Origin of the sequence: Bacteroides stercorirosoris, from assembly GCF_900142015.1 — a bacterium.
GTDB classification, from domain to species: Bacteria; Bacteroidota; Bacteroidia; order Bacteroidales; family Bacteroidaceae; genus Bacteroides; species Bacteroides stercorirosoris.
In genome coordinates this window covers 68,906-92,833 of record NZ_FQZN01000024.1, presented here as the reverse complement: position 1 = coordinate 92,833, position 23,928 = coordinate 68,906, and the positions used below count along the sequence as shown (strand labels likewise).

At 45.7% G+C, this 23,928-nt stretch carries 24 protein-coding genes; 21 read left to right on the top strand and 3 right to left on the bottom strand.

Going from position 1 to position 23,928, the window contains the following annotated elements; all coding sequences use genetic code 11:
- Positions 1-80: 80 nt before the first annotated feature.
- The 5 genes from BUC01_RS17515 (at position 81) to BUC01_RS17495 (ending at position 4,968) form a co-directional block, all read left to right on the top strand.
- Positions 81-1,718: a fimbrillin family protein gene (locus BUC01_RS17515; protein ID WP_073314369.1), complete on the top strand. Its 1,638-nt coding sequence runs from the start codon at positions 81-83 to the stop codon at positions 1,716-1,718.
- Positions 1,719-1,729: 11 nt separating this feature from the next.
- Positions 1,730-3,727 (top strand): fimbrillin family protein, encoded by a 1,998-nt coding sequence (locus BUC01_RS17510; RefSeq protein ID WP_083595470.1) that lies wholly within the window; start codon positions 1,730-1,732, stop codon positions 3,725-3,727.
- Between the two features lie 74 nt (positions 3,728-3,801).
- Complete coding sequence (locus BUC01_RS17505; protein ID WP_244895758.1) at positions 3,802-4,185, top strand: hypothetical protein; 384 nt, start codon at positions 3,802-3,804, stop codon at positions 4,183-4,185.
- A 133-nt stretch (positions 4,186-4,318) separates the two neighbouring features.
- The gene (locus tag BUC01_RS17500; RefSeq protein ID WP_243462380.1) at positions 4,319-4,567 is read left to right on the top strand and encodes a hypothetical protein; all 249 of its coding nucleotides are present in this window, start codon (positions 4,319-4,321) and stop codon (positions 4,565-4,567) included.
- Positions 4,567-4,968 (top strand): type II toxin-antitoxin system VapC family toxin, encoded by a 402-nt coding sequence (locus BUC01_RS17495; protein WP_025831168.1) that lies wholly within the window; start codon positions 4,567-4,569, stop codon positions 4,966-4,968. Before BUC01_RS17500 ends, BUC01_RS17495 begins: the two co-directional genes overlap by 1 nt.
- Positions 4,969-5,041: 73 nt before the next feature.
- Here BUC01_RS17495 and BUC01_RS26115 read toward each other — a convergent pair whose 3' ends face one another.
- Positions 5,042-5,164: a hypothetical protein gene (locus BUC01_RS26115; RefSeq protein WP_262483988.1), complete on the bottom strand. Its 123-nt coding sequence runs from the start codon at positions 5,162-5,164 to the stop codon at positions 5,042-5,044.
- A 559-nt stretch (positions 5,165-5,723) separates the two neighbouring features.
- On the opposite strand from BUC01_RS26115, the gene BUC01_RS17485 reads away from it, so the two are divergent.
- From BUC01_RS17485 to BUC01_RS17460, 7 genes are all read left to right on the top strand, one after another.
- The gene (locus BUC01_RS17485; RefSeq protein ID WP_025831169.1) at positions 5,724-6,335 is read left to right on the top strand and encodes a hypothetical protein; all 612 of its coding nucleotides are present in this window, start codon (positions 5,724-5,726) and stop codon (positions 6,333-6,335) included.
- Positions 6,336-6,345: 10 nt separating this feature from the next.
- A complete protein-coding gene (gene dnaB / locus BUC01_RS17480) occupies positions 6,346-7,722 on the top strand; it encodes a replicative DNA helicase (protein WP_025831170.1) in 1,377 nt (458 codons plus the stop codon).
- Positions 7,723-7,886: 164 nt separating this feature from the next.
- On the top strand, positions 7,887-8,387 hold the full coding sequence (locus tag BUC01_RS17475; protein ID WP_025831171.1) for an HU family DNA-binding protein: 501 nt from the start codon (positions 7,887-7,889) through the stop codon (positions 8,385-8,387).
- Between the two features lie 55 nt (positions 8,388-8,442).
- Positions 8,443-8,547 (top strand): smalltalk protein, encoded by a 105-nt coding sequence (locus BUC01_RS25560; RefSeq protein ID WP_159106496.1) that lies wholly within the window; start codon positions 8,443-8,445, stop codon positions 8,545-8,547.
- Between the two features lie 11 nt (positions 8,548-8,558).
- Positions 8,559-9,032: an N-acetylmuramoyl-L-alanine amidase gene (locus BUC01_RS17470; RefSeq protein WP_025831172.1), complete on the top strand. Its 474-nt coding sequence runs from the start codon at positions 8,559-8,561 to the stop codon at positions 9,030-9,032.
- Between the two features lie 78 nt (positions 9,033-9,110).
- Positions 9,111-9,590: a ferritin gene (locus tag BUC01_RS17465; RefSeq protein WP_025831173.1), complete on the top strand. Its 480-nt coding sequence runs from the start codon at positions 9,111-9,113 to the stop codon at positions 9,588-9,590.
- Positions 9,591-9,735: 145 nt separating this feature from the next.
- Entirely contained in the window at positions 9,736-11,988 is a 2,253-nt protein-coding gene (locus BUC01_RS17460; protein ID WP_025831174.1) for a sensor histidine kinase, read from the top strand.
- 364 nt (positions 11,989-12,352) lie between these two features.
- Here BUC01_RS17460 and kbl read toward each other — a convergent pair whose 3' ends face one another.
- Positions 12,353-13,543 (bottom strand): glycine C-acetyltransferase, encoded by a 1,191-nt coding sequence (gene kbl, locus BUC01_RS17455; RefSeq protein WP_073314365.1) that lies wholly within the window; start codon positions 13,541-13,543, stop codon positions 12,353-12,355.
- 154 nt (positions 13,544-13,697) lie between these two features.
- Here kbl and BUC01_RS17450 point away from each other — a divergent pair, with 154 nt between their 5' ends.
- The 5 genes from BUC01_RS17450 (at position 13,698) to BUC01_RS17430 (ending at position 19,129) form a co-directional block, all read left to right on the top strand.
- The gene (locus BUC01_RS17450) at positions 13,698-14,654 is read left to right on the top strand and encodes an NAD-dependent epimerase/dehydratase family protein (protein WP_073314364.1); all 957 of its coding nucleotides are present in this window, start codon (positions 13,698-13,700) and stop codon (positions 14,652-14,654) included.
- A 20-nt stretch (positions 14,655-14,674) separates the two neighbouring features.
- A complete protein-coding gene (locus BUC01_RS17445; protein ID WP_025831175.1) occupies positions 14,675-15,523 on the top strand; it encodes a DUF4348 domain-containing protein in 849 nt (282 codons plus the stop codon).
- Between the two features lie 28 nt (positions 15,524-15,551).
- Positions 15,552-16,529 (top strand): UDP-N-acetylmuramate dehydrogenase, encoded by a 978-nt coding sequence (gene murB / locus BUC01_RS17440; protein WP_073314362.1) that lies wholly within the window; start codon positions 15,552-15,554, stop codon positions 16,527-16,529.
- Positions 16,530-16,606: 77 nt separating this feature from the next.
- Positions 16,607-17,371, top strand: a complete 765-nt coding sequence (locus BUC01_RS17435; protein ID WP_025831176.1) for an MBL fold metallo-hydrolase — start codon at positions 16,607-16,609, stop codon at positions 17,369-17,371.
- A 108-nt stretch (positions 17,372-17,479) separates the two neighbouring features.
- On the top strand, positions 17,480-19,129 hold the full coding sequence (locus BUC01_RS17430) for a hypothetical protein (protein WP_025831177.1): 1,650 nt from the start codon (positions 17,480-17,482) through the stop codon (positions 19,127-19,129).
- Positions 19,130-19,195: 66 nt separating this feature from the next.
- Here BUC01_RS17430 and BUC01_RS17425 read toward each other — a convergent pair whose 3' ends face one another.
- Positions 19,196-19,570 carry a DUF3127 domain-containing protein gene (locus BUC01_RS17425; protein WP_025831178.1) on the bottom strand — a complete coding sequence of 125 codons (375 nt, stop codon included), beginning with the start codon at positions 19,568-19,570 and terminating at the stop codon, positions 19,196-19,198.
- Positions 19,571-19,747: 177 nt separating this feature from the next.
- Here BUC01_RS17425 and dnaN point away from each other — a divergent pair, with 177 nt between their 5' ends.
- The 4 genes from dnaN (at position 19,748) to porD (ending at position 23,896) form a co-directional block, all read left to right on the top strand.
- The gene (gene dnaN / locus BUC01_RS17420; RefSeq protein WP_025831179.1) at positions 19,748-20,872 is read left to right on the top strand and encodes a DNA polymerase III subunit beta; all 1,125 of its coding nucleotides are present in this window, start codon (positions 19,748-19,750) and stop codon (positions 20,870-20,872) included.
- 122 nt (positions 20,873-20,994) lie between these two features.
- On the top strand, positions 20,995-21,765 hold the full coding sequence (locus BUC01_RS17415; protein WP_025831180.1) for a 3'-5' exonuclease: 771 nt from the start codon (positions 20,995-20,997) through the stop codon (positions 21,763-21,765).
- Between the two features lie 4 nt (positions 21,766-21,769).
- Positions 21,770-22,984 (top strand): bifunctional phosphopantothenoylcysteine decarboxylase/phosphopantothenate--cysteine ligase CoaBC, encoded by a 1,215-nt coding sequence (coaBC, locus tag BUC01_RS17410; RefSeq protein WP_025831181.1) that lies wholly within the window; start codon positions 21,770-21,772, stop codon positions 22,982-22,984.
- Positions 22,985-23,014: 30 nt separating this feature from the next.
- Positions 23,015-23,896 (top strand): type IX secretion system protein PorD, encoded by an 882-nt coding sequence (gene porD, locus BUC01_RS17405; protein ID WP_073314360.1) that lies wholly within the window; start codon positions 23,015-23,017, stop codon positions 23,894-23,896.
- Positions 23,897-23,928: the final 32 nt, after the last annotated feature.

The following is a 23,928-nucleotide window of genomic DNA, read 5'->3' as shown; positions in this document are numbered from 1 at the left end:
AACCCCAGCCCGGACAAGGTTGAATGTCCTTCTCCGGGCACACATAGATTCAAGACAGTAAATCGTAAGACATGAAAAGAATGAAACTCTTAACTTTTGCCTTCTGTTTCACTCTGTTTGCCTCCTGCTCGCAAACCGATGATATGGAAGAACTGCCTGTCCCCGTTGGATTTATTCCGACCATAGAGGCGCAGACGCGAGGAACAGACTATAACAAAGATAACCTCCCTTCGCTGGGCGTGTTGGCTTACTTTACACAAGGAAGCGGTTTTAATGCGGCATCTTCCACTCCCAATTTCATGTACAACCAGATAGTGACGCAAGGAAGCGGTTCATGGGAATACACCCCTACAAAGTACTGGCCCGCCAACAGCAACGACAAACTCACTTTCTTTGCTTATGCGCCGCATGATGCCACGGGACTGACACTACCGGGAAGCACCGATGCAGGATATCCCTCATTCACCTATCAGGTGCAAGCCACTGAAGCTGCACAGACAGATTTGCTACTGGCAAAACCCGTACCTGATAAAACAGCAAGCAATGGTACGGTCAATTTCTCCTTCAAGCATGCACTGACACGGGTTGTTCTCAATGTGGAAGCGGGAAGTGGTTTCACGGGAGTAAGCATCAACTCCCTTTCCATCCAAACCAAGAAAAGCGGTACGGTAGCCTTCCACTCTGTCACTTCTCCGACTGACTGGATGCAATGGAGCAATATAGCCTCCGGAGCGGGAAACGACATATCCTGCACCGCCACTTTACCTTCGTCTTCCAGTACCATAACAGCCGGAACCACCCAGAAGATAGCGACTTTCTTTCTGCTACCTGTAGCCGCTGCGGGAACTAGTTCTGAAAGTGCCACGCTTAGCTTCACTTATACGATGAACGGAGTAGGAGACACAAGAACTGTGACCGGCCTGGCGCTGCCTTCCATGACCGACTGGTTACCTTCTACTTCCATTGCCTATAACCTGAAAATATCAAGGGATGCAGTGACGGCAGAGGTAAGCAGTATCAGTGTATGGAGTGGAACAACCGTAGATGTGGATAAGGGTGGAGAGATAGCGGAAGGATATAAAGCAGAAGATATTAAAACAGGAGATTACTATTATAACGACGGAACCTGGAGTGATGGCGGCTATCGTGTGCTGACCGACGGGACGGCACTGCAATACAGTATACCACCGACGGCAGGTAAAACGTGCATCGGCATCATATATGCCAATGGTGAAACGGGAGAAGGGCGTGAAGACAATATATCGAAATATAGTGGTACGGGAATATCCGGAAATACAGGAATACAAGGCTATGTAGTGGCTCTGGATATGATATCCGGTGTGCGAAGAAGCGGAAATGCTTCCAACAGTGCAACCGCTTTCAACGGCTATACAAATACGCAAACTCTTAGTACATCAGTTTCCAATCCCCGTGAGATACGTGAAGTGCTGACAAATACTACTGCCGCACCGCCCGTTGCTACCAGTGGCTGGTATGTAATGTCAGTGGGGCAGACCCAGTATGCATACGACATGAGGGATATCATTAATAAAAGTAGAAAGGCTGTAGAAAACTATAATGATATGGATTTTAGTACTCTTTGGACAAGCTCATATAAAGTTACAGGTAGTGGTTTTCCTACAACTTTCTCGAACGGAAGTTACGGAAATGCCTATGGTACTGTCATGCGTAGTGTTTATCCGGGTTTTACTTTTTAAAATAATATATAATGAAAAGGATAGCAGAAAAAATAATCTTATTGACAACTTTTGTGTCCCTGTTTATGGCTTGCAGCCCGGAATTAGAAGATACTTCCGAAAAGACAATTGCCTCCTTGCAAGTCACGCTCGACGGCTTTCGTGGCGCAGCAGATACACGCACACAAGAAAGCGGATACCAGACTTCCTTCACGGGAAATGAACAGATAGGGGTTTTTGCCTTAAAAAACTCCGGTAATGTCATTCTGGAAAACAACGTTCCTTATAAGTATAGTGCCGGAGCATGGCAACCTGTCAATACAAACAATCAGATTCATGTATATGGTACTGGCATTACTTACTATGCCTATTATCCTTACAACGGTAGTATGGATGGCAAGAAGAGCGTTGCGGAAATAATCTCCGCATTCACCCCTCCGGCAGACCAGAGCGACTATGATAAATATACCTCCGCTGACCTGATGACAGGCGCAGGTACACTTAACAGCAACACATTGGCTTTCTCTTTCACGCATGCCATGTCTTTAATAGAGATCCAGATTAATGAAACGAGCAATTCGGATGCTCCGTATGATCCTGCTCCTGTGTTTTATGGCATGGTTCCGTGGAAGATGTCAGATGGGATATACCGCTACCTTGTGCGTCCCGGTGCAGACGCTGAAGTTGCATTTGACTATGGTCCTGCCGACAACCGCTATGCTTATCAGAAATCCCTTGCAGCTGCCGATGTTAGGGCAGGAAACTATACACGCATTGCGGCTCCTTTCAAAAATTTCTCTATGAAGTTGAATACGGGAAGTTATGTAGCCACCACATTGGGCCCGGTTTCAAAAGTGATAGTAAATGGAAATGAATATGCTGCAACTGCGGTCAGTGGAAGTAGTAACGAATATATATTGAATGGACTGAGAAAAATTCCGGAACCTCTCGCTTCCTTCGATGTTTATATCACCGATAATCAGGCAAAAGCGGAGAGTAAAGAGCAATTGCTGGTTTCTGCCACCACTACCGGCCTGACAGTAGATGCTACCGCCTTGACAGTGACTTTGCCGTTAAGTGCAGGCGGCATGGAAGGGGCAGGTACGGAGGCTGATCCGTATCAGGTGACAACTTCGCCACAGCTGAGAGGAGTAGGAGTGGAGGGAACGGAAAATAACTCTGCGGAAACAGAGTACTATGTACAAACCCACGATATAGATTTAAATATGTATGCCGATTGGAAACCGGTGAAAAGTGGATTGTTGTATGATGGCAAGGGTTTTAAGATAAGCAATCTGAAGAGCACACGAGGAGGAATATTTTCCTATAGTGGAGGGACGATACAAAATGTGCATCTTGTCTCCGGAGAAATAACAGTTAGTGGTAAAACATTTGGAGGTATAGTGAATATAAGCGATAGGTCCGGTTGTAAAATACTCAAATGTAGTAATGCGGCTACTATTGTATCAACTAATGGTGGCGATGTCGGTGGTATAGTAGGTAGCGGTGGACATAGCATCATAGAATATTGTAAAAACTCTGGAAATATCACAGTAGATGTATATGGTGGCGGTATTGCCGGAATTACCTGGGGAAATCAAGTTGAGCCAGGTAGTGCCGGTATGGACACGGAAATAAGGTATTGTTATAATGTTGGCACAATAGTCAAAAGTAATGCGCGTAGCGATAATGGAGATTGTGGCGGGATATTGAGCCGTCTGGTTAGAACAAAGATCATGGAATATTGCTATAATGCCGGGCAAATAATAGATAATGGTAGCAATAATAAGGTTGGAAGTCTCACTGGAGAATTAGATAATAGTTATTCGAAAAACAATTATGGAATTTCTGTTTCAAGTAGTAAGCTGCATTATAGCACTAATAATGGATTTTCATCCAATGATGCCTTTTTTGATACTGCCAGCAATAAATGGCCTGTATATAGCGCTGATTCATCTAATGGTTGGGGAAGTGCACACTGGAAATCTTACAGCCAGGGAGAATATCCCAAGTTGCTATGGGAAGAATAGAACGAAAAAGAAGGCTTATAGCCTTCATTAATTAATAATTAAATTTTTATTCAAACAATGAAAAGATTCAAAAGATGTGCCTTTGTGGCACCCGGTGCCACAGATGCATCAAAAAAAAGACTACTCGTGATGTAATTTCAGACGGTTTTCGCTGGACAGAGGCCATGCGTATAGTTCGTGCCGACCATCCGGAAGTGACTATTATTTTGCCGAATGAGAAGATACAGGTTCGTCCCGGCGATGATGTGCGCAGTCTGATTACTCCGTATGTAGCCGTTATCCGTCAGGCGTTGGACAGCAAGAGGGTAGGTGAGTGGAAAGGTTATACCGCTGAGTGCCGCATTCGCCAGGTGCGCCGTTTGCTCACCCATTACTTCTACTTTCACGAAGGTGCCATCAGTGAACAAGCTTTCGATCTGTTGGTTGAGGATTTACTGTTTGTACATAAGGCAGGCTGACGCGCGCGTGTTTTTATTCCCCCGGAGACGGGGGATTTCGGAAAGAAAAGAGTATCTTTTTGTGTTTTCAGCAGAAACTTTCTATCTTTGTAGATGTTAGTTGTTTTTGGATAAAAAAGGAGGCGTTATGGATATGAGCGTGAGATTGGCTCACAGCTATTTCGATATGTTGAAGTCGCTGGGAGATGAAACAAAGTTACATCTAATAAAGATGTTGACAGATTCGTTACTTAAAAAAGAAGGAACAAGTGATACCGCCAAGGGTAAGACGTTGGAATCCTTATTTGGTGTGTGGGCAGATGATGCCGAGGCAGAGGAAATGCTGGAAGCTATTAAAGAAAAGCGAAGCGGCACGACGCGCCATATTGTGTCATTGGACTAATGAAAGGATATTTACTTGATACCAATATTTGTATCTTCTATATGAAGGGCAGATATCAGCTGGATGAGAAAATCGCGAAAGTTGGTCAGAATAATTGCTATATATCAGAGATTACAGTTGCCGAACTGCTTTTCGGGGCTGCTCGTAACGCGAACAAAGAAAAACATCTGAAGCAAATTGCGAGCTTTATAGGACAATTCAAAATATTGCCTATTTATAATGCCTTGTCTGTCTTTGCTGATAAGAAAGCGGAGCTATATGCCAAAGGGCAGCCAATAGATGATTTTGATATTTTGATTGGTGCTACAGCTATCTATCACAAGCTTGTTATGATAACTGAGAATGTAAAACATCTCAATCGCCTTTCATCTATAAAAATAGAAAATTGGATTGAAAGGTAAAGGCACGACAACCAATCTATAGTTTTACTCATCAGGCAGTTATTTAAAGTTTGTAACTGCCTTCATGACGAGTTCATATTTTTTTTCTACGTTCCCGCTCTTCTTTTGAGATTTTTCGCGGATGCTTCATTTGTTCTTCAAATCTACGGGCATCTTCTCCGAATAAAATAGGTGTTTCTCTAATAGGTCTTGCCATATCACTATCTCCTTTCTTAATTAAAACATTGCAAAGATAGTAATAGTTTTTGTAGGGATGGTGCATTATCTTTGAAATTACTCACTATTAAAAAACGCCTATATACCTGCAATGATTTTATTTAGTGATGTTTATATTTGTGTTGGTGTAAATATTTGCTGTTGAGCTTTGAGTAATACTTCCTATTTTTGCGCTGTAATACAGAATATGAGTATATTATATGTCTCTATTTGAAGTGTAAATAAGTAAACAACTGAGCAATGAAAAAGAAAGAAAAATTGATTAAGGTAAACAGTAAAGGAAAACGCATCATCAGTTCGGGGCAAACGTATCATGCGTTGGGACCCGACGCATCATCTGTTTGACTCGAACACATCATCTGTTCTGATAGATATACTTTAGTATATCATTTCTTCTAATATAATTATGTTGTGTTCGTTTGCCCTCCGTTCAGGTGTTCACTTCTTTGTGTAATATGCTGAATATCATTCAAAGAAGATGTCTGTTCGGGTGATCGGGAGAAAACGTAAAAGATGTTAATTTGAAAAATGTTTGATTGATGAAAGATAATTTGTTAAAGACGGGCTATGTCATGGTTTCCCGGGCATTACTGATGGATGTTTATGGAAAGAGAGGTGCGGCAAGTAGTGAAGAGGAAGCGCTTCTGAGGGTGCTGACCTTTGTTAACTATCGGGATGTGGTGACGCTCTATAATGGTGTGCAGATCACCTGCGCGCGGGGAGAGTCAATCATTTCTTTTGCCGGGTGGGCGGATATATTGGGATGGACGAGGACGCATGCCCGGCGTTTCTTCGAACATTGCTTCGTCGAGGGTACCATGGAGAAAGTGCCGGGAGCCTGTCCCAGTCATATTCGCGTGTCCAACTATGATGCCTGGACGGGTAGTCCCACAGGTAAGAAACAATCGGGTGAAAGACCGGTAGATAAAGCTCTGCAGCAATTCATCGGCAAATACAGTGAAGTGACACATTTGCCGGTGGAGAACAAAGGGCAGATAGCCAAAATCTGGAAAAAACTGTCCACACGTGAACGCGAACTTGCCTTGATGCATATAGAAGACTATTATTACAGTCTGAACAATGTGCAATATTGCCTGAGAGCCGCGCACTACCTGGAGTATAAATCGTTTGATAATGATTTTATAAATTGAGATGAATGCTATGGCCGAAATTCTTAATCCCCACGACGCCGAACTGGAAGAAGTAGTCCTCGGCGCCTGCCTGCTGGAGACGGCAGCCATGACGCTTGTTGCCGACAAACTCCGTGCGGAGATGTTCTACGAGCAGAGCCATTCCGAGATATTCTCCGCCCTGCTGGCCATGTATCACACAGGTAAGCGCATCGACATCATCACCGTAAGGCTTGAACTTGCCGCCCGTGGCAAACTGGATGCTGTGGGCGGGCCGTTCCGGCTGACGCAGCTGACTTCGCGCGTGGCCTCTTCCGCCCACCTGGAGCAGCACGCCGCCATCCTGCGCGAGCAGTACGTGCGGCGTGAGGCCATCATCGGTATGCACCGTCTGTTGGCCGCTGCCTCGGACGTGACGATAGATATGTCTGAAACATTGGTAGAACTGCATAACCTTGCCGACCACCTGGAAGGCGAAGCTGCTTTTGACGATTACTTGCGCAACATGGATCAGTTGATGCAGGACACCCTGAAACTGATGGATGGCCGTGTGGCAAACAATCGGGAAGGCGTCACCGGTATTCCTACGGGGCTTGCCGATCTGGACCGCATGACGGCCGGCTGGCAGTCGGGAGAGTTGGTCATTATTGCCGCCCGTCCCTCGATAGGCAAGACGGCTTTCGGGCTGCATCTGGCGCTGGCAGGCGGGCGTGCAGGCAAGTATGTGGTGGTCTACAGCCTTGAGATGCAGGGCGAACAACTGGGCGACCGCTGGATAGCTTCCGCTGCCGCCGACATCAATGCCAGCCATATACGTACGGGACTGATGACCGCCGACGAGCAGCAACAGGCTTTGGACACTGCCCGCGAATTGTCACGCCTGCCCGTCTACGTGGATGACAATCCGAAGATGGGAATGGATCATATCCGTTCTTCGGCGCGCTTGCTGAAAAGCAAAGGCCGGTGTGACTGTATCATCATCGACTACCTGCAACTTTGCGAAATGGCTTCCGGACAAAAGAATCGTAACCGTGAACAGGAAGTGGCGGAGGCAAGCCGCAAGGCGAAGTTGATGGCGAAAGAACTGGGTGTGCCGGTGATTTTGCTCTGTCAGTTGAACCGTGAGTGCGAAGGACGCGGCGACCACCGCCCTGCACTGAGCGACCTGCGCGAGAGTGGGGCGATAGAGCAGGATGCCGACCTTGTAATGTTGCTCTATCGTCCGGCCGTTTATGGAATACCGACGGAACGTAAGAGCAAATATCCCTCGGAAGGCTTGGGAGTAGTGATTGTGGCGAAGCATCGCAACGGAGAAACCGGTGATGTGTACTTCGGGCACAATGCCAGCATGACGAAGATAGGGGAGTATGTGCCGCCGTTGGAGTGGATGATGAGGAATGCGAAATAGATATTATTGTTTAGCTATTAGTTGTTTGTGGGTAGTGAAAAATAATTATTATTTGAGGAAAATAAATGGCGGAAAACTTGACTTCGGCTTCTGAATGTTGTATCTTTGTGATGTGCTTAATGATAAGCATTACAGAATGTTTTTTTAACCTAAACCTTTATTTTATGGATGTAATTGTAGAACGCTTTAAGCGTAGAAAAATCGTGAGTGACAAGGACTCGGCAATGTTGTTTTATCTTCGTCAGAAACCGGGCACGTGCGGCACGGTGGACATTGACACACTGGCTGCCAATATCCAGAAGAATTGTGCCATGACCAAGGGCGATGTGAAACACGTCATCGAAGCTATGGTGGAGGAAATCCAGGCAAATCTTGCCAATGGAGACAAGGTGAAGTTGAACCAACTGGGAACGTTCCACATGACTTTCCGCTGCTCGGGCGTGGAGAAGTCGGAGAATTGTACGGTGAGAAATATCAAACGGGTGAATATACGTTTCGTACCGGACAAAGAGTTGCGCCTGGTGAACGGGACAACCGCAACCACGAGAAGCCCGGCAAATGTGAGCTTCACCCTGGAGAAACCGGATGATAAAGAAGGCGGATCGTCAGAAGGAGGCAACACCGGAGGCAGTGGGGGCGGCGTGGATGAAAATCCGCTGGGTTGATCCTTACACCGGAAGCATTAGAATTTGAAGTACTAATCACTAACCTATTTTAATTATGAAAAAGAAAATTTCCTGGGATGCCATTCTGAAAGTCGTAATCGCTTTGGCTTCTGCCATGTTGGGCGCACTGAGTGCCCATGCCATGACAGGAAATAACTAAAAAAAACTTTCATGCGAAAAATTGATTTAATTGTCATTCATTGCAGCGCCACCCGCGCTGACCGTTGCTATACGGAACATGACTTAACCGCAGACCACCTGCGTCGGGGCTTTTCCGGCGCAGGTTATCATTTTTATATAAGGAAGAACGGAGACATCAAAACCCTTCGCGCGATAGAGATTCCCGGTGCCCACGTGAAGGGCTACAACGGGAGTTCGGTAGGAATCTGCTATGAAGGCGGTCTGGATGCGGATGGCCGTCCTGCCGATACCCGGACCGACTTTCAGAAACATTCTCTTCGGGTACTCGTTCTGTTGTTGCTGAAAGATTACCCCGGTAGTCGTGTGGCGGGCCATCGCGACCTCAGTCCCGACCTGAATCATAACGGGGAAATAGAACCGGAAGAGTGGATAAAACAGTGTCCTTGCTTCGATGCCGCGGATATTCTGAGTGAAACGCCGGTGAATCCTGAATATTTTATATAAAAAATGTTATCAGATGAACAAAGTATGTGTGTCATTGTTACTTTTGTAATGATTTCAAATTAATTAAAAAATACGATTATGATTACTGAAAAATTACAGAATGCAATTAACGAGCAGATTACGGCTGAAATGTGGTCGGCTAACATGTATTTAGCTATGTCTTTCTATATGGAGAAAGAAGGTTTCTGTGGCATGGCACATTGGTTGAAGAAACAATGGGCGGAAGAAAACGAACATGCTTGTGCGTTGGCTGATTATGTAATCAAACGTGGCGGTAAAGCCAAGGTTGATAAGCTAGACGTTGTTCCCAATGACTTCGGCACTCCGCTGGAAGTATTCGAACAGGTCTACAAACACGAATGCCGTGTGTCTGAAATGATTGACAAGCTGGTTGATGTGGCTGCTGCCGAAAAAGATAAAGCAACTCAGGACTTCCTGTGGGGATTTGTCCGCGAACAGGTGGAAGAGGAAGCTACGGCTGCGGGTATCGTTGATATGATTAAGAAAGCCGGTGCTACGGGTATCTTCTTTGTAGATGTGAAATTAGGCGAACGTTAATAATCTTTTTGATATAAATTGCTAAAGTGAAGGAGCTGCTTGAAAAATTCAAGCAGCTTTTTTTTATATTCGTCTTTGCCATTCCGATGTTTTGATTTACCTTTGCTTTACTTTAAATGACATGTGCCATGAATTACTATGCTTTATGAGTAAAACCAATTTTATATTACTCTTTCTGTTAGCGTCGGCTTGCTTTTTTCTGGGTAGTTGCTCGGAGAAAGAAGTTAGAAAAATACTGGTTGTGCACTCCTACGAAGAAACCTATGCTGCTTATCCCGATTTCAATAAAATGATTGCTGAATCTTTCCGGAAGAAAGAGGTGGATGCTGATGTCCGTACACTCTATCTGGATTGTGAAGCTTATCAGGAAAAGGAGGAGCTTCTGCGGATGTATTCCTTGTTGGACGAGGTTTCCAAAGACTGGAAGCCGGAGGTCATACTGGTCAATGAAGATCAGGCCACCTATTCGTTATTGAAGTGCGGGCATCCGCTGGTAAAAGAAGTGCCTATTGTGTTCGGTGGAGTGAATTACCCCAACTGGTCGCTTATAAAGCAGTATTCCAATGTGACCGGATTTCGTGATAAAATAGATTTTATGGAGAATATTGAGGTTGTGAAAGAGCTGTTCGGGAAGAGGACGCACCTCTTTACCCTCATTGACACCACTTATCTGGATAAACAGATAAGGCAGGATGCCCGGGAACAGTTGGAAGGCAAGAAGGTGAAAGGATTCATGAATTCTAAAGTTTTGAACACCAGGGAGTGGAGGGAATTTGTGAAGGATGAGAGCTATACTTATTTTGCGGGAATTGCTGTCCGGGTTCAGGAGGATCATTCGGATGCCGGACTTTTGTGGAGTTTAAGCCAATATACAAGAGATAGGTGTTATCTTCAATTGAAAAGGGATTTCACGACTGTCAATATTGGAAATATCTGTTCTAGTCCCAGCCTGACAGCTATCAATGAAGGATTTGGCTATGGCGAAAAATTGCTGGGCGGCTATATCACTACTCTTTCCATACAAGTGGGGGAGATGGTGGATGCTGCTGTCCGGATTCTGCATGGTGAGAAGCCTTTGGATATGCCCATTGCAAATAGCGCTAAAGAATATGTGGTAGATTGGGACGTGATGGTGCAAAGGGGGCTTTCGAAAGCGGATATTCCCGGAAAGTACTCCATTATCCATATCCCGTTCAGCAAGAACCATCCTCTGTTGTGGGGAGGAATTGTCTTTTCGGTTGTGGTTTTGCTGCTTACGTTGTTTGTCTTGTTGTTTTTCCTTTACCGGCGGGAGCAGGGGAGAAAAAAGAAAGCTCTCAATGCGCTGGAAGATGAGAAAGAGACGCTGGCGCTTGCTATTGAGGGGAGCGATACGTATGCATGGAAGCTGGAGAATGATTATTTCATTTTTGAGAGTGACTTCTGGAAATCACAGGGAATGAGATCGAAGGTGCTCACATTCGAGAAACTGATTGATTTCATTCATCCGGAGCATTGGGATGAGGTGCATGAAAACTGGAGGAAAATATCCATGATTCGTAAAGTGGCGGTGCAGGCGCGTTGCGATTTTAACGGAAAAGGGTATCAGTGGTGGGAATTCCGCTACAAGACCATTGCATTGCCGAATGGAGGATATAAAGCCGCCGGATTGCTGCTGAACATACAGGATATTAAAGACCATGAACAGGAACTGGAAGAAGCGCGTCTGTTGGCGGAAAAGGCCGAGCTGAAACAGTCGTTCCTGGCGAATATGAGCCATGAGATTCGTACACCGCTGAATGCGATTGTCGGCTTTTCCAATATTCTGGCGGCTGATGAGGATCTGGAACCGGATGAGCGTTGTGAATATATCAAGACTATCAACAGGAACAGTGATTTGCTGTTGACGCTGATAAATGATATACTGGAACTTTCGCGGCTCGAATCGGGGTATATGTCCTTTGAGTTTGCTCCGTGCGGAGTGGCTGAGTTGGTGGATGAAGTCTATCTGACCCATCAGATGTTGATACCGGAACAGTTGGAATTTATTAAAGAGAAAGATACGGTATCGGTAAAGATAAATGTGGATAAGGGCCGGTTGATACAGGTGCTTACGAATTTCCTGAATAATGCTTCTAAATTTACTCCTTCGGGGTATATCAAACTGGGTTACCGCTATCTGCCTGATACTTCGGAAGTGGCGGTTTATGTGGAAGATACAGGTTGCGGCATTCCGTATGCCGAGCAGAAGATGATCTTCAGCCGGTTCTATAAACAGGATGAATTCTCACAAGGTACGGGCCTGGGACTTTCTATCTGCCAGGTGATTATGGAGAAGTTGCAGGGGAGGATTGAACTGTGGTCGGAGCAGGGGAAGGGGAGCCGGTTTACAGTGATACTGCCGAAAATTGAGAATTGAGAATTAAAAATTGAGAATTGAAAATTGGCTGCGCAATATAAAGACTCTTGCCGTTAGGTCGAATGGTATTTTTCAATTCTCAATTTATTCAAGTTTCGCAAGTTACATTTGCGTTATCAAAACTATCTCAATTCCCCTCCTCCTGGGAGGAGGGGTGCCCGTAGGGTGGGGTGGTAGGTGAGAAAAGCATTTCTTAATGTTCTTTTATAGATGTTTTTATTGTTTCACCTACCACCTCCCCCTTCGGGTACTCCTCCTCCCGGGAGGAGGAGAATTGAGATACTACTGTTTATCAATAATATAAAGAACTTAATCAATAATATAAAGAACTTGCGAAACTTCAGTCAATTTACATTATCGTGCCTTAGCGCGATAATACTCCCAGTTCTTTTCCTACCTTAATAAATGCCTCGATACATTTATCCAGATGTTCTTTCTCGTGCCCTGCCGAAATCTGTACGCGGATGCGTGCCTGATCTTTCGGAACTACAGGGTAGTAGAATCCGGTTACATAAATACCTTCTTCCTGCATACGTGCCGCATAAACCTGAGATAATTTGGCATCATACAGCATCACGGCACAAATGGCGCTCTGCGTCGGCTTGATGTCGAAGCCGGCGGCTGTCATCTTATCGCGGAAGTAGTTTACGTTATCTACCAGTTTGTCATGCAGTGCGTTGCTTTCTTTCAGCATCTTGAACACTTCGATACTTGCACCTATCACGGCCGGAGCTACTGAATTGGAGAACAGGTACGGACGGCTGCGCTGACGCAACAGGTCGATGATTTCTTTCGGTCCGGTAGTGAATCCGCCCATAGCGCCGCCGAAGGCTTTGCCCAGCGTTCCGGTATAGATGTCCACGCGTCCGTAAGTCTTGAATAATTCGCTCACGCCATGTCCTGTAGGACCTACCACACCTGCGGAGTGCGACTCGTCTACCATAACCAGCGCATCGTATTTCTCTGCCAGGTCGCAAATCTTGTCCAACGGGGCGACATTGCCATCCATAGAGAATACACCGTCCGTCACGATGATACGGAAACGCTGTGCCTGAGCTTCCTGCAGGCATTTTTCCAGTTCGGTCATGTCGGCATTGGCGTAACGGTAACGTTTGGCTTTGCACAGGCGTACACCGTCGATGATGGAAGCGTGGTTCAGAGAATCGGAAATGATGGCATCTTCTTCTGTGAATAACGGTTCGAATACACCACCGTTGGCATCGAAGCAAGCAGCATAGAGTATGGTGTCTTCCGTCTTGAAGTAGTCGGAGATGGCAGCTTCCAGTTCCTTGTGAATGTCTTGCGTGCCGCAGATGAAGCGTACGGAAGACATACCGTAGCCACGGTGATCCATCATTTTCTGGGCGGCGGCAATCAGTCGCGGATGGTTGGACAGGCCCAGATAATTGTTGGCGCAGAAGTTCAGCACTTCTTTCCCTTTTACGTTGATAGCAGCTTGTTGTGCACTCTCAATCAGGCGTTCTTCTTTATAGAGTCCCGCCTCTTTAATTTCAGCAAGCGTGTTGCTGAGGTGTTCTTTCATTTTCCCGTACATAGCTTTATAATTTAAAAGTTTGTCTTCTTAATAGTAGACGATACAAAGGACACGATTTTTCTTCAAATAAACAATAGCAAAATGATAGAATAATGAAAAAAAAGTATGTATATTTGCGGGTCTCTAAGGATGGAGCACCTTATAAATAAGTCGTATGAAGAATATTTTGGTAATTGGAGCTACCGGACAGATAGGTTCGGAACTCACGTTGGAGTTGCGTAAACGTTATGGTGATGACCACGTTATAGCCGGATACATTCCGAGTGCTATGCCCAAAGGGGAGCTGAAGGCATCGGGGCCATCGGCTATCGCCGACGTTACGGACCGTCAGTCTATTGAAGTTGTGGCACGACAGTTTAAGATTGATACGATTTATAATCTGGCCGCTTTGCTGTCGGTAGTAGCCGAAAGCCGTCCGGCTATGGCTTGGAAAATCGGTATTGACGGACTGTGGAACGTGCTGGAAGTAGCGCGTGAATATGGTTGCGCAGTGTTCACTCCGAGCTCTATCGGCTCGTTTGGAGAAACTACGCCTCATGTGCAGACACCGCAAGATACGATTCAGCGTCCCCGCACGATGTATGGAGTGACGAAAGTGACTACTGAATTGCTCAGTGATTACTATTACACAAGATATGGAGTGGATACCCGTGCGGTACGTTTTCCGGGAATCATTTCCAATGTAACCCCTCCGGGTGGCGGAACTACCGACTATGCAGTGGATATTTATTATTCCGCTGTAAAAGGTGAGAAATTTGTATGTCCTTTGAAGCCGGGCACTTATATGGATATGATGTATATGCCTGATGCACTGAATGCGGCTATCTCATTGATGGAAGCGGCTCCGGCACGGTTGAAGCACCGGAATGCGTTCAATATTGCTGCCATGAGCTTCGATCCGGAACAGATCTACCAGGAAATAAAGAAGCACGTACCCGATTTTGAAATGGTATATGAGGTTGACCCTTTGAAGCAATCCATTGCCGACAGCTGGCCCGACAGTCTGGATGACACTTGTGCCCGCGAAGAATGGGACTGGAAACCGCAATATGATTTAGAATCCATGACAGTGGATATGCTTGAGAAATTAAGAGCTAAACTAAATAAGTGACCTTTATGGTCCGGTAAAGAATGAGGAAAATAGGATTGGGGCTGTGTCTTCTTGTTTTCTTGGTGTCCTGTGGAAACAAGAAAACGAAGATAGACCCTTTTGTGACAATCACCAATATGGTGGATTCAGCTTCACACAAAACTGATACAGTGCCACAGGTTGAGGTTGATACTGACCCCAAACCAATAGAGGCGGATGAATCGTTTGATGACTTCATCTATGCTTATGCTTCGGATGACGTCCTGCAACGGCAGCGGACGAAGTTTCCGCTGTCTTATTACGATGTAGATACTCCGTCGAAAATAGAGAAAGCGGATTGGAAGCATGATTATCTGTTCACTCAGCAGAGCTATTACACGTTGCTCTTCGACAATGAGGAGGACTTGGACTTGGTGGGTGACACCGCTGTTGCGTCCGTACAGGTGGAGTGGATCTTCCTGGAAAACCGTATGGTGAAGAAGTATTACTTTGAACGCATCAAGGGCGCCTGGATGCTGGAAGCCATTAATCTGAGGCAGATAGAGCAGGGAGAGGACGAGGATTTCGTGGCCTTTTACTCGCGTTTCGTGACGGACAGTCTCTATCAGAGCCGGCATATCCGCCAGCCGCTGGAGTACATAACGATAGATCCGGATGATGAATTTTCAATTCTGGAGACAACTCTCGATCTGAACCAGTGGTACGCTTTCCGTCCGGTATTGCCTGTGGATAAGTTGTCCAACATCAATTACGGACAAAAGAACAATGATGACTCGAATACGAAGGTTCTGAAAGTGAACGGGATTGGAAACGGGTATACTAACATCTTTTATTTTCGCAGGCACAGAGGGGCTTGGGAATTGTATAAATATGAAGATACAAGTATTTGATAATTTAAAATTAATAATTAAGAATTGAATGAAGATTCCCAATACATTTGGGCTTGATGTCGAAGCTGCCGTGTTCCTGGAATACGATTCGGTAGAAAAACTGGAGGAGCTGATTGCCGCAGGGCGTATCACTTCTCCTTATCTGCATATTGGCGGAGGTAGTAATCTGCTGTTTACCGGTGACTATGAAGGTGTGATACTGCATTCGCGCATCGGTGGCATAGAGGTGACGACGGAAGATAAAGAAACGGTGCGGGTACGTGTTGGTGCCGGTGTCGTTTGGGATGATTTTGTGGCATATTGCGTAGAGCATGGATGGTATGGTACCGAGAATCTGTCGCTCATTCCCGGAGAAGTGGGAGCGAGTGCGGTGCAGAATATCGGAGCTTATGGCGTGGAAGTGAAAGATTTGATTTCTTCTGTGGAGACAGTGAACATACAGGGTGTGAAGCGCGTTTTCCAGGTAGATGAATGTGGTTATTCATATCGGAACAGTATCTTCAAACGCCCGGAGATGAAGCAGGTGTTCGTCACGTATGTCTGTTTCCGGTTGAGCAAGAAAGAGCATTATACGCTGGATTACGGTACGATTCGCCAGGAGTTGGAGGATTGTCCGGTTGACCTGAAAACATTGCGCCGGGTCATTATCCGCATCCGCGAAAGCAAATTACCCGATCCGAAAGTGCTGGGGAATGCAGGCAGTTTCTTTATGAATCCTGTCGTGCCGCGTGGGGTGTTCGAGGCTTTGCAGAAACAATATCCTCAAATGCCTTTCTATGAGTTGGATGCTGACCGGATAAAGATTCCTGCCGGTTGGATGATAGACCGGTGCGGCTGGAAAGGTAAGTCGCTGGGACCTGCTGCCGTGCATGACAAACAAGCGCTGGTGCTGGTGAACCGGGGCGGAGCGACGGGAGCCGATATCGTAGCGCTTTCGGATGCTGTGAGAGCGTCAGTCCGTGAAAAATTCGGTATCGACATTCATCCCGAAGTGAACTTTATTTAGTATAAATGTCGATTGTCTGATAAGCAGTAGCTTCGGTCGCTTGATATTTAATAATTAATGTTTAATATTTAATTGACGTGAAACTGAGAATATTAGGAAGCGGAACATCGACAGGAGTGCCTGAAATTGGTTGCAAGTGCGAAGTTTGTACTTCTGTTGATCCGCGTGACAACCGCTTGCGTGCATCTTCTTTGTTGCATACGGACGATGCGGTGATACTGATTGATTGTGGACCGGATTTCCGGGAACAGATGCTGCGCGCGTCTTCGTTTGAAAAGATAGATGGTGTGCTGATAACCCATGAACACTACGACCATGTGGGTGGATTGGATGACTTGCGTCCCTTCTGCCGCTTTGGTGAAATTCCCATTTATTCTGATGAATATACCGCATCCCACTTGCGTGCGCGGATGCCTTATTGTTTTCTGGAACATAAATATCCAGGCGTTCCGCAGATATTCCTGCAGGAAGTGGAGCCGGGGAAGAATTTCTTTATCAATAATACGGAGATTATCCCTGTTCAGGTGATGCACGGACGCCTGCCCATCCTGGGGTACTGCATTGGCAAGCGTATGGCTTATATTACGGATATGCTGACCATGCCGGAAGAATCCTATGAACAATTGCACGATCTGGATGTTCTCGTTGTGAATGCTTTGCGTGTAAAACCACATCCCACGCATCAGAGTATTTCCGAGGCATTGGAGACGGCGAAGCGAATCGGTGCGCGGGATACGTATTTCATTCACATGAGTCATCATGCAGGTTTGCATGCCGAACTTGAAAAACAGCTCCCGCCTCATGTGCATTTGACCTTTGATGGGATGGAAATAGAGTTTTAAGGCGCAAAAAGCTAAAACTTTTTTATATCTACTAAAGTTTTTGAAACATTTGTTTTGTTTTATTAGTAGAAATAATTATTTTTGCCGAAACTTGATGCCTGAAAAACCATGAAGTTACGCCTTATCATAAGAATTGCCATCATTGTGTCCATAGTCTTGCTATGTACAGGTTTTGGGGTGTATTCATTCTTCAGGTTGAACGCGGTGGAGAACCAGAAAGATTTTAATCTTTATACATTGGTGCCGCAGAGTGCGATGGCCGTGTTGGAAACTGACCGGATGGCGGAGTTGGTGGATGACATCAACGGGCTGAGTTGCAGCAAAGACAATCATTTCCTTTATGCTTCCGAACTTTTTGTTTATCTGAAAAATTACCTGCATACTCTGCTTGAGGATACTCCGCATGGGTTCAGTAAACAGATGAACAAGATGCTTATCAGCTTTCATGAGCCGGATAATCCGATGAATCAGGTGTTGTATTGTAGTCTGGGTGCAGGCGACTACGAACTGGTGGAGTCGTTTATCCGGAAATATTGTTCCAGCTCGTTCCCTTCTAAGTTCTTCGATTACAAAGGGGAGGAAATCAGTATTTATCCTATGCCCGACGGACGTTTCCTGGCTGCTTATTTCACACCGGACTTCTTGGCGATCAGTTTTCAGAAGCGGCTGATAGAGCAGGTGATAGATGCCCGGATTTCTAAGAACTCGCTGATTGAACTGCCGTCTTTCAAGCTGATGCACGCTGGAAAGAATGCCAATGTGCAGGCTACGGTATATGTTCGTATCAAGTCGGTGGATATGGGAAAGAATACGGATGGCATTCGTTCGCAGATTTATCTGGGAAGTTGGGCGGAGTTCGATTTGAAGTTGAATGAAGACGCTATTTACTGTTCAGGCCTCAGTCACGGATCGGACACAACGCATACTTTCATAAATGCGTTGCGCCGCCAGCAATCTATAGAGGGGTTTCCGGGAGAGCGTCTGCCGCTTTCCACTTTCTTCTATGACTGTTGGGCTATTTCGGACATGGATGCCATGTGCGGTTTTACGGCGGAGCAGGAATATGCCAAGGCTACTTATTCCGATTATATAAAGGAAAGAGATGAAGAATGGCTTGATTTTCTGAAAACGTATGCCGGTGACCAGGTGATATCCTGTCTCTTCCAGTCGAAAGATACGGTGAATAAATATCCGTGCGCAGTGATGAGTGTGCCGGTGAAGAATGTGTTGCAGGCGGAACGGCGTTTGCAGTCGTTGCTTTATACTACTCCGAAAGAGGTGGATGCGCCGCCTTTGCCGCAAGACTCTCCCGAATATCATCTTTATCCGAAATCGAGGGGGTACCGTCTTTTCGTATTACCCCGGAATACGGTGCTGACCCAGCTGACAGGCATCACCGAGTCTGCCCTTTATACCTATGTGTGTTTTTATCGGGGGCATCTGCTGATGGCTCCGGATGCCGTCAGCCTTACGGCTTATATCGACGCGATGGAGAACGGCGAGGTGCTGGATGATACTCCGATGTATGAAGAAGGCATAGCGAGCCTTTCGCAGGCATATAGTTTTGTGATGATGGTGGATATGGAGGAAATGCTGCATCAGCCGGAAACGTATGTGCGCCTGATACCTAACTTTTTCTTCCGTCAGGCTAAATTCTTCCGGCATTTTATACTTGCTGTTCAGTTTACTTGTGTGGAAGGAACTGTCTATCCGAACCTTGTGCTATTGTATAAGGGCGATAAAGGTGAGGTGGAATAATGAAAAAAGATATTAATAAAAAAAGGGAGAATATTCTCCCTTTTTTATTGATACTAAAGTCCTGATTTAGAAAGGCAGGTCGTCTTTTGCATCACCTGACAGGAAATCAGGTGTGGCTGCCGGTGCCGGCGGCGGAACGGGAGCACCCGGTGCGCCTGCGGGAGCAGCTGCGTTGACACGCTCCACTTTCCATGCGCGGATACTGTTGAACCAGCGGTCTTGCCATTGGCGTGCATCCACATCAAATGATACGGTCAGTTCTTCGCCCATCTGGATGTTAAACTGTTCTATTTTGTCTGCTCCGAAAACATCGAAGCACATTTTGCGGGGATATTGGCCGTGATCTTCAATCACGTATTCCTGTGATTTCCACTCGTTGCCCGACTTTGCCACTCCGCCTCTTGGCTGAAGTATAGCGATGATTTTTCCTGTAAATTCCATTGCGTTCTTTTTAAATGATGCTGCGAAGTTACAATTTTTTAGGGAAATCCGGAGTACTTCCAGACGTTTTTTCTTAATTTTCTTTGCTGTGGGAAAATCTTTTTTTGTAACTTTGTCCGATACTATGAAGTTATAGTACGAATAGGGAATAATATAAAACTTAAATACACAGAATATATGAAATTTATCGTTTCGAGTACTGCGCTCTCCAGCCATTTGCAGGCTATCAGCCGTGTGATTAATTCGAAGAATGCGTTGCCCATTTTGGATTGTTTCCTCTTTGAACTGAAAGACGGAACATTGTCAGTAACCGTTTCGGACAGTGAAACAACCATGGTGACTTCAGTTGAAGTGAATGAAAGCGATGCCGACGGACGTTTTGCCGTAGCTGCCAAAACTATTCTGGACGCTTTGAAGGAAATTCCCGAGCAACCGTTGTCGTTTGAGGTTAACACCGATTCATTGGAAATCACAGTACAGTATCAGAACGGTAAGTACAGCCTGATGGGACAGAATGCGGATGAATTTCCCCAATCGGCTATGTTGGGTGATAATGCCGTGCGCGTAGAGATGGAAGCGTCTGTATTGTTGGGTGGTATTAACCGTGCTGTGTTTGCTACGGCGGACGATGAGCTACGTCCCGTGATGAACGGTATCTATTTTGATATTACGACGGAAGATATTACGATGGTTGCATCGGACGGTCATAAACTGGTGCGCTGCAAGACGCTGGCTGCCAAAGGAAGTGAACGTGCTGCGTTTATCCTGCCCAAGAAGCCTGCTTCGCTGATAAAGAACCTGTTGCCGAAAGAACAAGGACAGGTGTTGATTGAATTTGATGAGCGTAATGCCGTGTTCACATTAGAGAAATATCGTATGGTGTGCCGTCTGATTGAAGGACGCTATCCGAATTACAACTCAGTGATTCCGCAGAATAATCCTTATAAAGTGACGGTTGACCGTATGCAGTTGGTAGGCGCCCTGCGTCGTGTGTCCATCTTCTCATCACAGGCGAGCAGCCTTATTAAGTTGCGTATGCAGCCCAATCAGATTGTGATTTCTGCTCAGGATATCGACTTCTCTACTTCTGCCGAAGAAACATTGGCATGCCAGTATGACGGAAATCCGATGAGCATCGGTTTCAAATCGACTTTCCTGATTGATATTCTGAATAATATTGCTGCGGATGAAGTCGTGATAGAATTGGCAGACCCGTCACGTGCAGGTGTCATCATTCCCGTTGAGCAGGAAGAAAATGAAGACTTGCTGATGTTGTTGATGCCGATGATGCTGAATGATTAAAAAAAATAATAGAGTTAACGAGGGACGAGTTGACAAGGAGACAAGGGTTGTGTGCTGTTATGCTGGAAATGCCTTGTTCTCTTGTCAACTCGTCCCCTTGTCAACTATAAAATAAGAAAATAATGAAACTAAACCTCAAGAATCCGATTGTCTTTTTTGATTTGGAGACTACTGGAACGAGTATCAATGCAGACCGTATCGTAGAAATCTGTTATCTCAAAGTACACCCCAATGGTAACGAGGAATCAAAAACACTCCGTATCAATCCGGAGATGCATATTCCGGAAGGAGCATCTGCCATTCATGGTATTTACGATGCTGACGTAGCGGATTGTCCTACTTTCAAGGAAGTGGCACGCAGCATTGCCAATGAGATAGAAGGATGCGATCTGGCAGGATTCAATTCCAATCGTTTTGACATTCCCGTGCTGGCGGAAGAATTTCTCCGTGCCGGTGTAGATATTGACCTGAGTCGCCGCAAGTTTGTGGATGTACAGGTCATTTTCCATAAAATGGAACAGCGTACGCTTTCTGCCGCCTATAAGTTTTATTGCGGAAAGAATCTGGAAGATGCGCACACGGCGGAAGCCGACACGAAAGCCACTTATGAAGTGTTGATGTCCCAGCTTGACCGCTATGCGGAACTTCAGAATGATATCGCTTTTCTGGCTGATTATTCCAGTTTCAATAAGAATGTGGATTTCGCCGGACGTATGGTTTATGATGATAATGGGGTTGAAGTCTTCAACTTCGGAAAATATAAAGGAATGTCGGTAGCCGATGTCCTGAAACGTGATCCGGGTTATTATAGTTGGATACTGAACAGCGACTTTACGCTGAACACCAAGGCAATGTTGACCAAGATCCGTCTACGTGAATTAACCAATAAGTAGTGTCATGGCGAATACACTGAAAGGGAAGAAAATTGTATTAGGCATAACCGGAAGTATTGCTGCCTATAAAGCTTGTTATATAATCCGGGGGCTGATAAAACAAGGCGCTGAGGTACAGGTTGTCATAACTCCTGCAGGGAAAGAATTTATAACTCCCATTACGCTTTCGGCGCTGACGAGCAAACCGGTTATCAGTGAATTCTTTGCCCAGCGTGACGGCACGTGGAACAGCCATGTGGATCTCGGTCTGTGGGCGGATGCCATGCTCATTGCTCCGGCCACTGCCTCCACTATTGGTAAAATGGCAAATGGTGTGGCGGACAATATGCTGATAACGACCTATTTGTCGGCAAAAGCTCCTGTCTTCGTGGCGCCTGCCATGGATTTGGATATGTATGCCCATCCCTCTACGCAAAAGAATCTGAATACGCTTCGCTCTTATGGAAATCATATTATCGAGCCGGGTACGGGAGAACTTGCCAGTCATTTGGTGGGCAAGGGGCGTATGGAAGAACCGGAAGTCATTATTCAGCATCTGGCGAATTATTTTGCCGGGAAAGAAGGTGATTTACGGGGTAAGACCATTATGATTACTGCCGGACCTACTTATGAGAAGATTGATCCGGTGCGCTTTATCGGTAACTATTCTTCCGGGAAGATGGGCTTTGCTATAGCGGATGAATGTGCTGCCCGTGGAGCTAAAGTCATTATGGTGTCAGGTCCGGTGCAACAGCAATTGAAATATCCGGTACGTTGGTTTGCTGTGGAATCGGCAGATCAGATGTATAATGTAGCGTGTAACTTTTTTGCAGAGGCTGATGCTGCAATTCTTTCGGCTGCTGTTGCCGATTTTACGCCGGAACAGGTTGCTGATGCTAAGATAAAGCGGGAAAAGGAAGGGGAAATGACGTTGCGTTTGAAACCTACGAAAGACATTGCCGCCTGTCTGGGGCAGATGAAGAAAGATCGCCAGATATTGGTAGGTTTTGCTTTGGAAACGAATGATGAACAGCATAATGCTGAAGATAAGTTGCAACGGAAGAATCTGGATTTTATCGTGTTGAACTCTCTGAATGATAAGGGAGCCGGTTTCCGGTACGATACGAATAAAATTAGTATTATCGACCGTGAAAGCAAGACGGACTTTCCGTTGAAATCAAAGGCAGAAGTAGCTGCGGATATTGTAGATCGTCTGGTGGAAGTTATGAAGAATAAGTAAATATAGCTAGTGAGGAATAAGACACTTTATATGATTTTGCTTCTGGTTGTGGTGGCGTTAAAGTCTGCTGCCCAGGAATTGAATTGTAAATTTACGGTGAATTATTCTCAGATACAAGGTACGAGTACACAGGTTTTTACTACGCTTGAAAACGCCTTGATGGAGTTTATCAATACCCGTAGGTGGACGCAGGCGCAGTATGAAGTGAATGAACGGATTCGTTGTTCTATGAATCTGACCGTGAAAGAATATAATGAGGCGGACGGACGTTGGAAGTGTGAGCTGATTGTACAGTCTACACGTCCTGTCTGGCAATCCGGTTATCAGACGGTAGTTTTTAGCTTTAAGGATACGGATATTGCTTTCAACTATCGTGAGTTCGATTCGTTGGAACTGCGGGATAATGTTATTGACAATAATCTGACTGCCGTTATTGCCTATTATGCTTATATGATTATCGGTCTGGATATGGATACGATGGCCCCACAAGGCGGTACAGAACTGTTTCGGGCGGCCGAAGATATCGTAACCGCTGCGCAGAACCTCGGTGAAACCGGGTGGAAAGCATTCGACAGTAGCCGTAACCGCTATGCGCTGGTCTCCGATTATCTGGAGGACGGTATGTCGCCTTTGCGCAAACTGATGTATGATTATCATCGTACAGGAATGGATGAACTTTCAGTCAATGCGATTCGTGCCCGTGCTGCGATTACGACAGCGTTGGGCGGTTTGAAACAGGCACAACAGAATAAACCGATGTCGGCATTGCCCGGTTTGTTCACGGAAATAAAGAAAGATGAATTAGTGAATCTCTATTCCCAGGCTGCGATGAAGGAAAAAGAGGACGTTTTTGAATTGCTGTCTTCTGTCAATCCGTCACTGAGTGCTGAGTGGGAAAAGATGAAACAATGATATGAAGTGAGTAAGGATTTAATTTGTAAATA

Coding starts and splice junctions, on each gene's coding strand:
- BUC01_RS17515 (WP_073314369.1), top strand. CDS start 81: ATGAAACTCTTAACTTTTGCCTTCTGTTTCACTCTGTTTGCCTCCTGC.
- BUC01_RS17510 (WP_083595470.1), top strand. CDS start 1,730: ATGAAAAGGATAGCAGAAAAAATAATCTTATTGACAACTTTTGTGTCC.
- BUC01_RS17505 (WP_244895758.1), top strand. CDS start 3,802: ATGTGCCTTTGTGGCACCCGGTGCCACAGATGCATCAAAAAAAAGACT.
- BUC01_RS17500 (WP_243462380.1), top strand. CDS start 4,319: ATGAGCGTGAGATTGGCTCACAGCTATTTCGATATGTTGAAGTCGCTG.
- BUC01_RS17495 (WP_025831168.1), top strand. CDS start 4,567: ATGAAAGGATATTTACTTGATACCAATATTTGTATCTTCTATATGAAG.
- BUC01_RS26115 (WP_262483988.1), bottom strand. CDS start 5,164: ATGGCAAGACCTATTAGAGAAACACCTATTTTATTCGGAGAAGATGCC.
- BUC01_RS17485 (WP_025831169.1), top strand. CDS start 5,724: ATGAAAGATAATTTGTTAAAGACGGGCTATGTCATGGTTTCCCGGGCA.
- dnaB (WP_025831170.1), top strand. CDS start 6,346: ATGGCCGAAATTCTTAATCCCCACGACGCCGAACTGGAAGAAGTAGTC.
- BUC01_RS17475 (WP_025831171.1), top strand. CDS start 7,887: ATGGATGTAATTGTAGAACGCTTTAAGCGTAGAAAAATCGTGAGTGAC.
- BUC01_RS25560 (WP_159106496.1), top strand. CDS start 8,443: ATGAAAAAGAAAATTTCCTGGGATGCCATTCTGAAAGTCGTAATCGCT.
- BUC01_RS17470 (WP_025831172.1), top strand. CDS start 8,559: ATGCGAAAAATTGATTTAATTGTCATTCATTGCAGCGCCACCCGCGCT.
- BUC01_RS17465 (WP_025831173.1), top strand. CDS start 9,111: ATGATTACTGAAAAATTACAGAATGCAATTAACGAGCAGATTACGGCT.
- BUC01_RS17460 (WP_025831174.1), top strand. CDS start 9,736: ATGAGTAAAACCAATTTTATATTACTCTTTCTGTTAGCGTCGGCTTGC.
- kbl (WP_073314365.1), bottom strand. CDS start 13,543: ATGTACGGGAAAATGAAAGAACACCTCAGCAACACGCTTGCTGAAATT.
- BUC01_RS17450 (WP_073314364.1), top strand. CDS start 13,698: ATGAAGAATATTTTGGTAATTGGAGCTACCGGACAGATAGGTTCGGAA.
- BUC01_RS17445 (WP_025831175.1), top strand. CDS start 14,675: ATGAGGAAAATAGGATTGGGGCTGTGTCTTCTTGTTTTCTTGGTGTCC.
- murB (WP_073314362.1), top strand. CDS start 15,552: ATGAAGATTCCCAATACATTTGGGCTTGATGTCGAAGCTGCCGTGTTC.
- BUC01_RS17430 (WP_025831177.1), top strand. CDS start 17,480: ATGAAGTTACGCCTTATCATAAGAATTGCCATCATTGTGTCCATAGTC.
- BUC01_RS17425 (WP_025831178.1), bottom strand. CDS start 19,570: ATGGAATTTACAGGAAAAATCATCGCTATACTTCAGCCAAGAGGCGGA.
- dnaN (WP_025831179.1), top strand. CDS start 19,748: ATGAAATTTATCGTTTCGAGTACTGCGCTCTCCAGCCATTTGCAGGCT.
- BUC01_RS17415 (WP_025831180.1), top strand. CDS start 20,995: ATGAAACTAAACCTCAAGAATCCGATTGTCTTTTTTGATTTGGAGACT.
- coaBC (WP_025831181.1), top strand. CDS start 21,770: ATGGCGAATACACTGAAAGGGAAGAAAATTGTATTAGGCATAACCGGA.
- porD (WP_073314360.1), top strand. CDS start 23,015: ATGATTTTGCTTCTGGTTGTGGTGGCGTTAAAGTCTGCTGCCCAGGAA.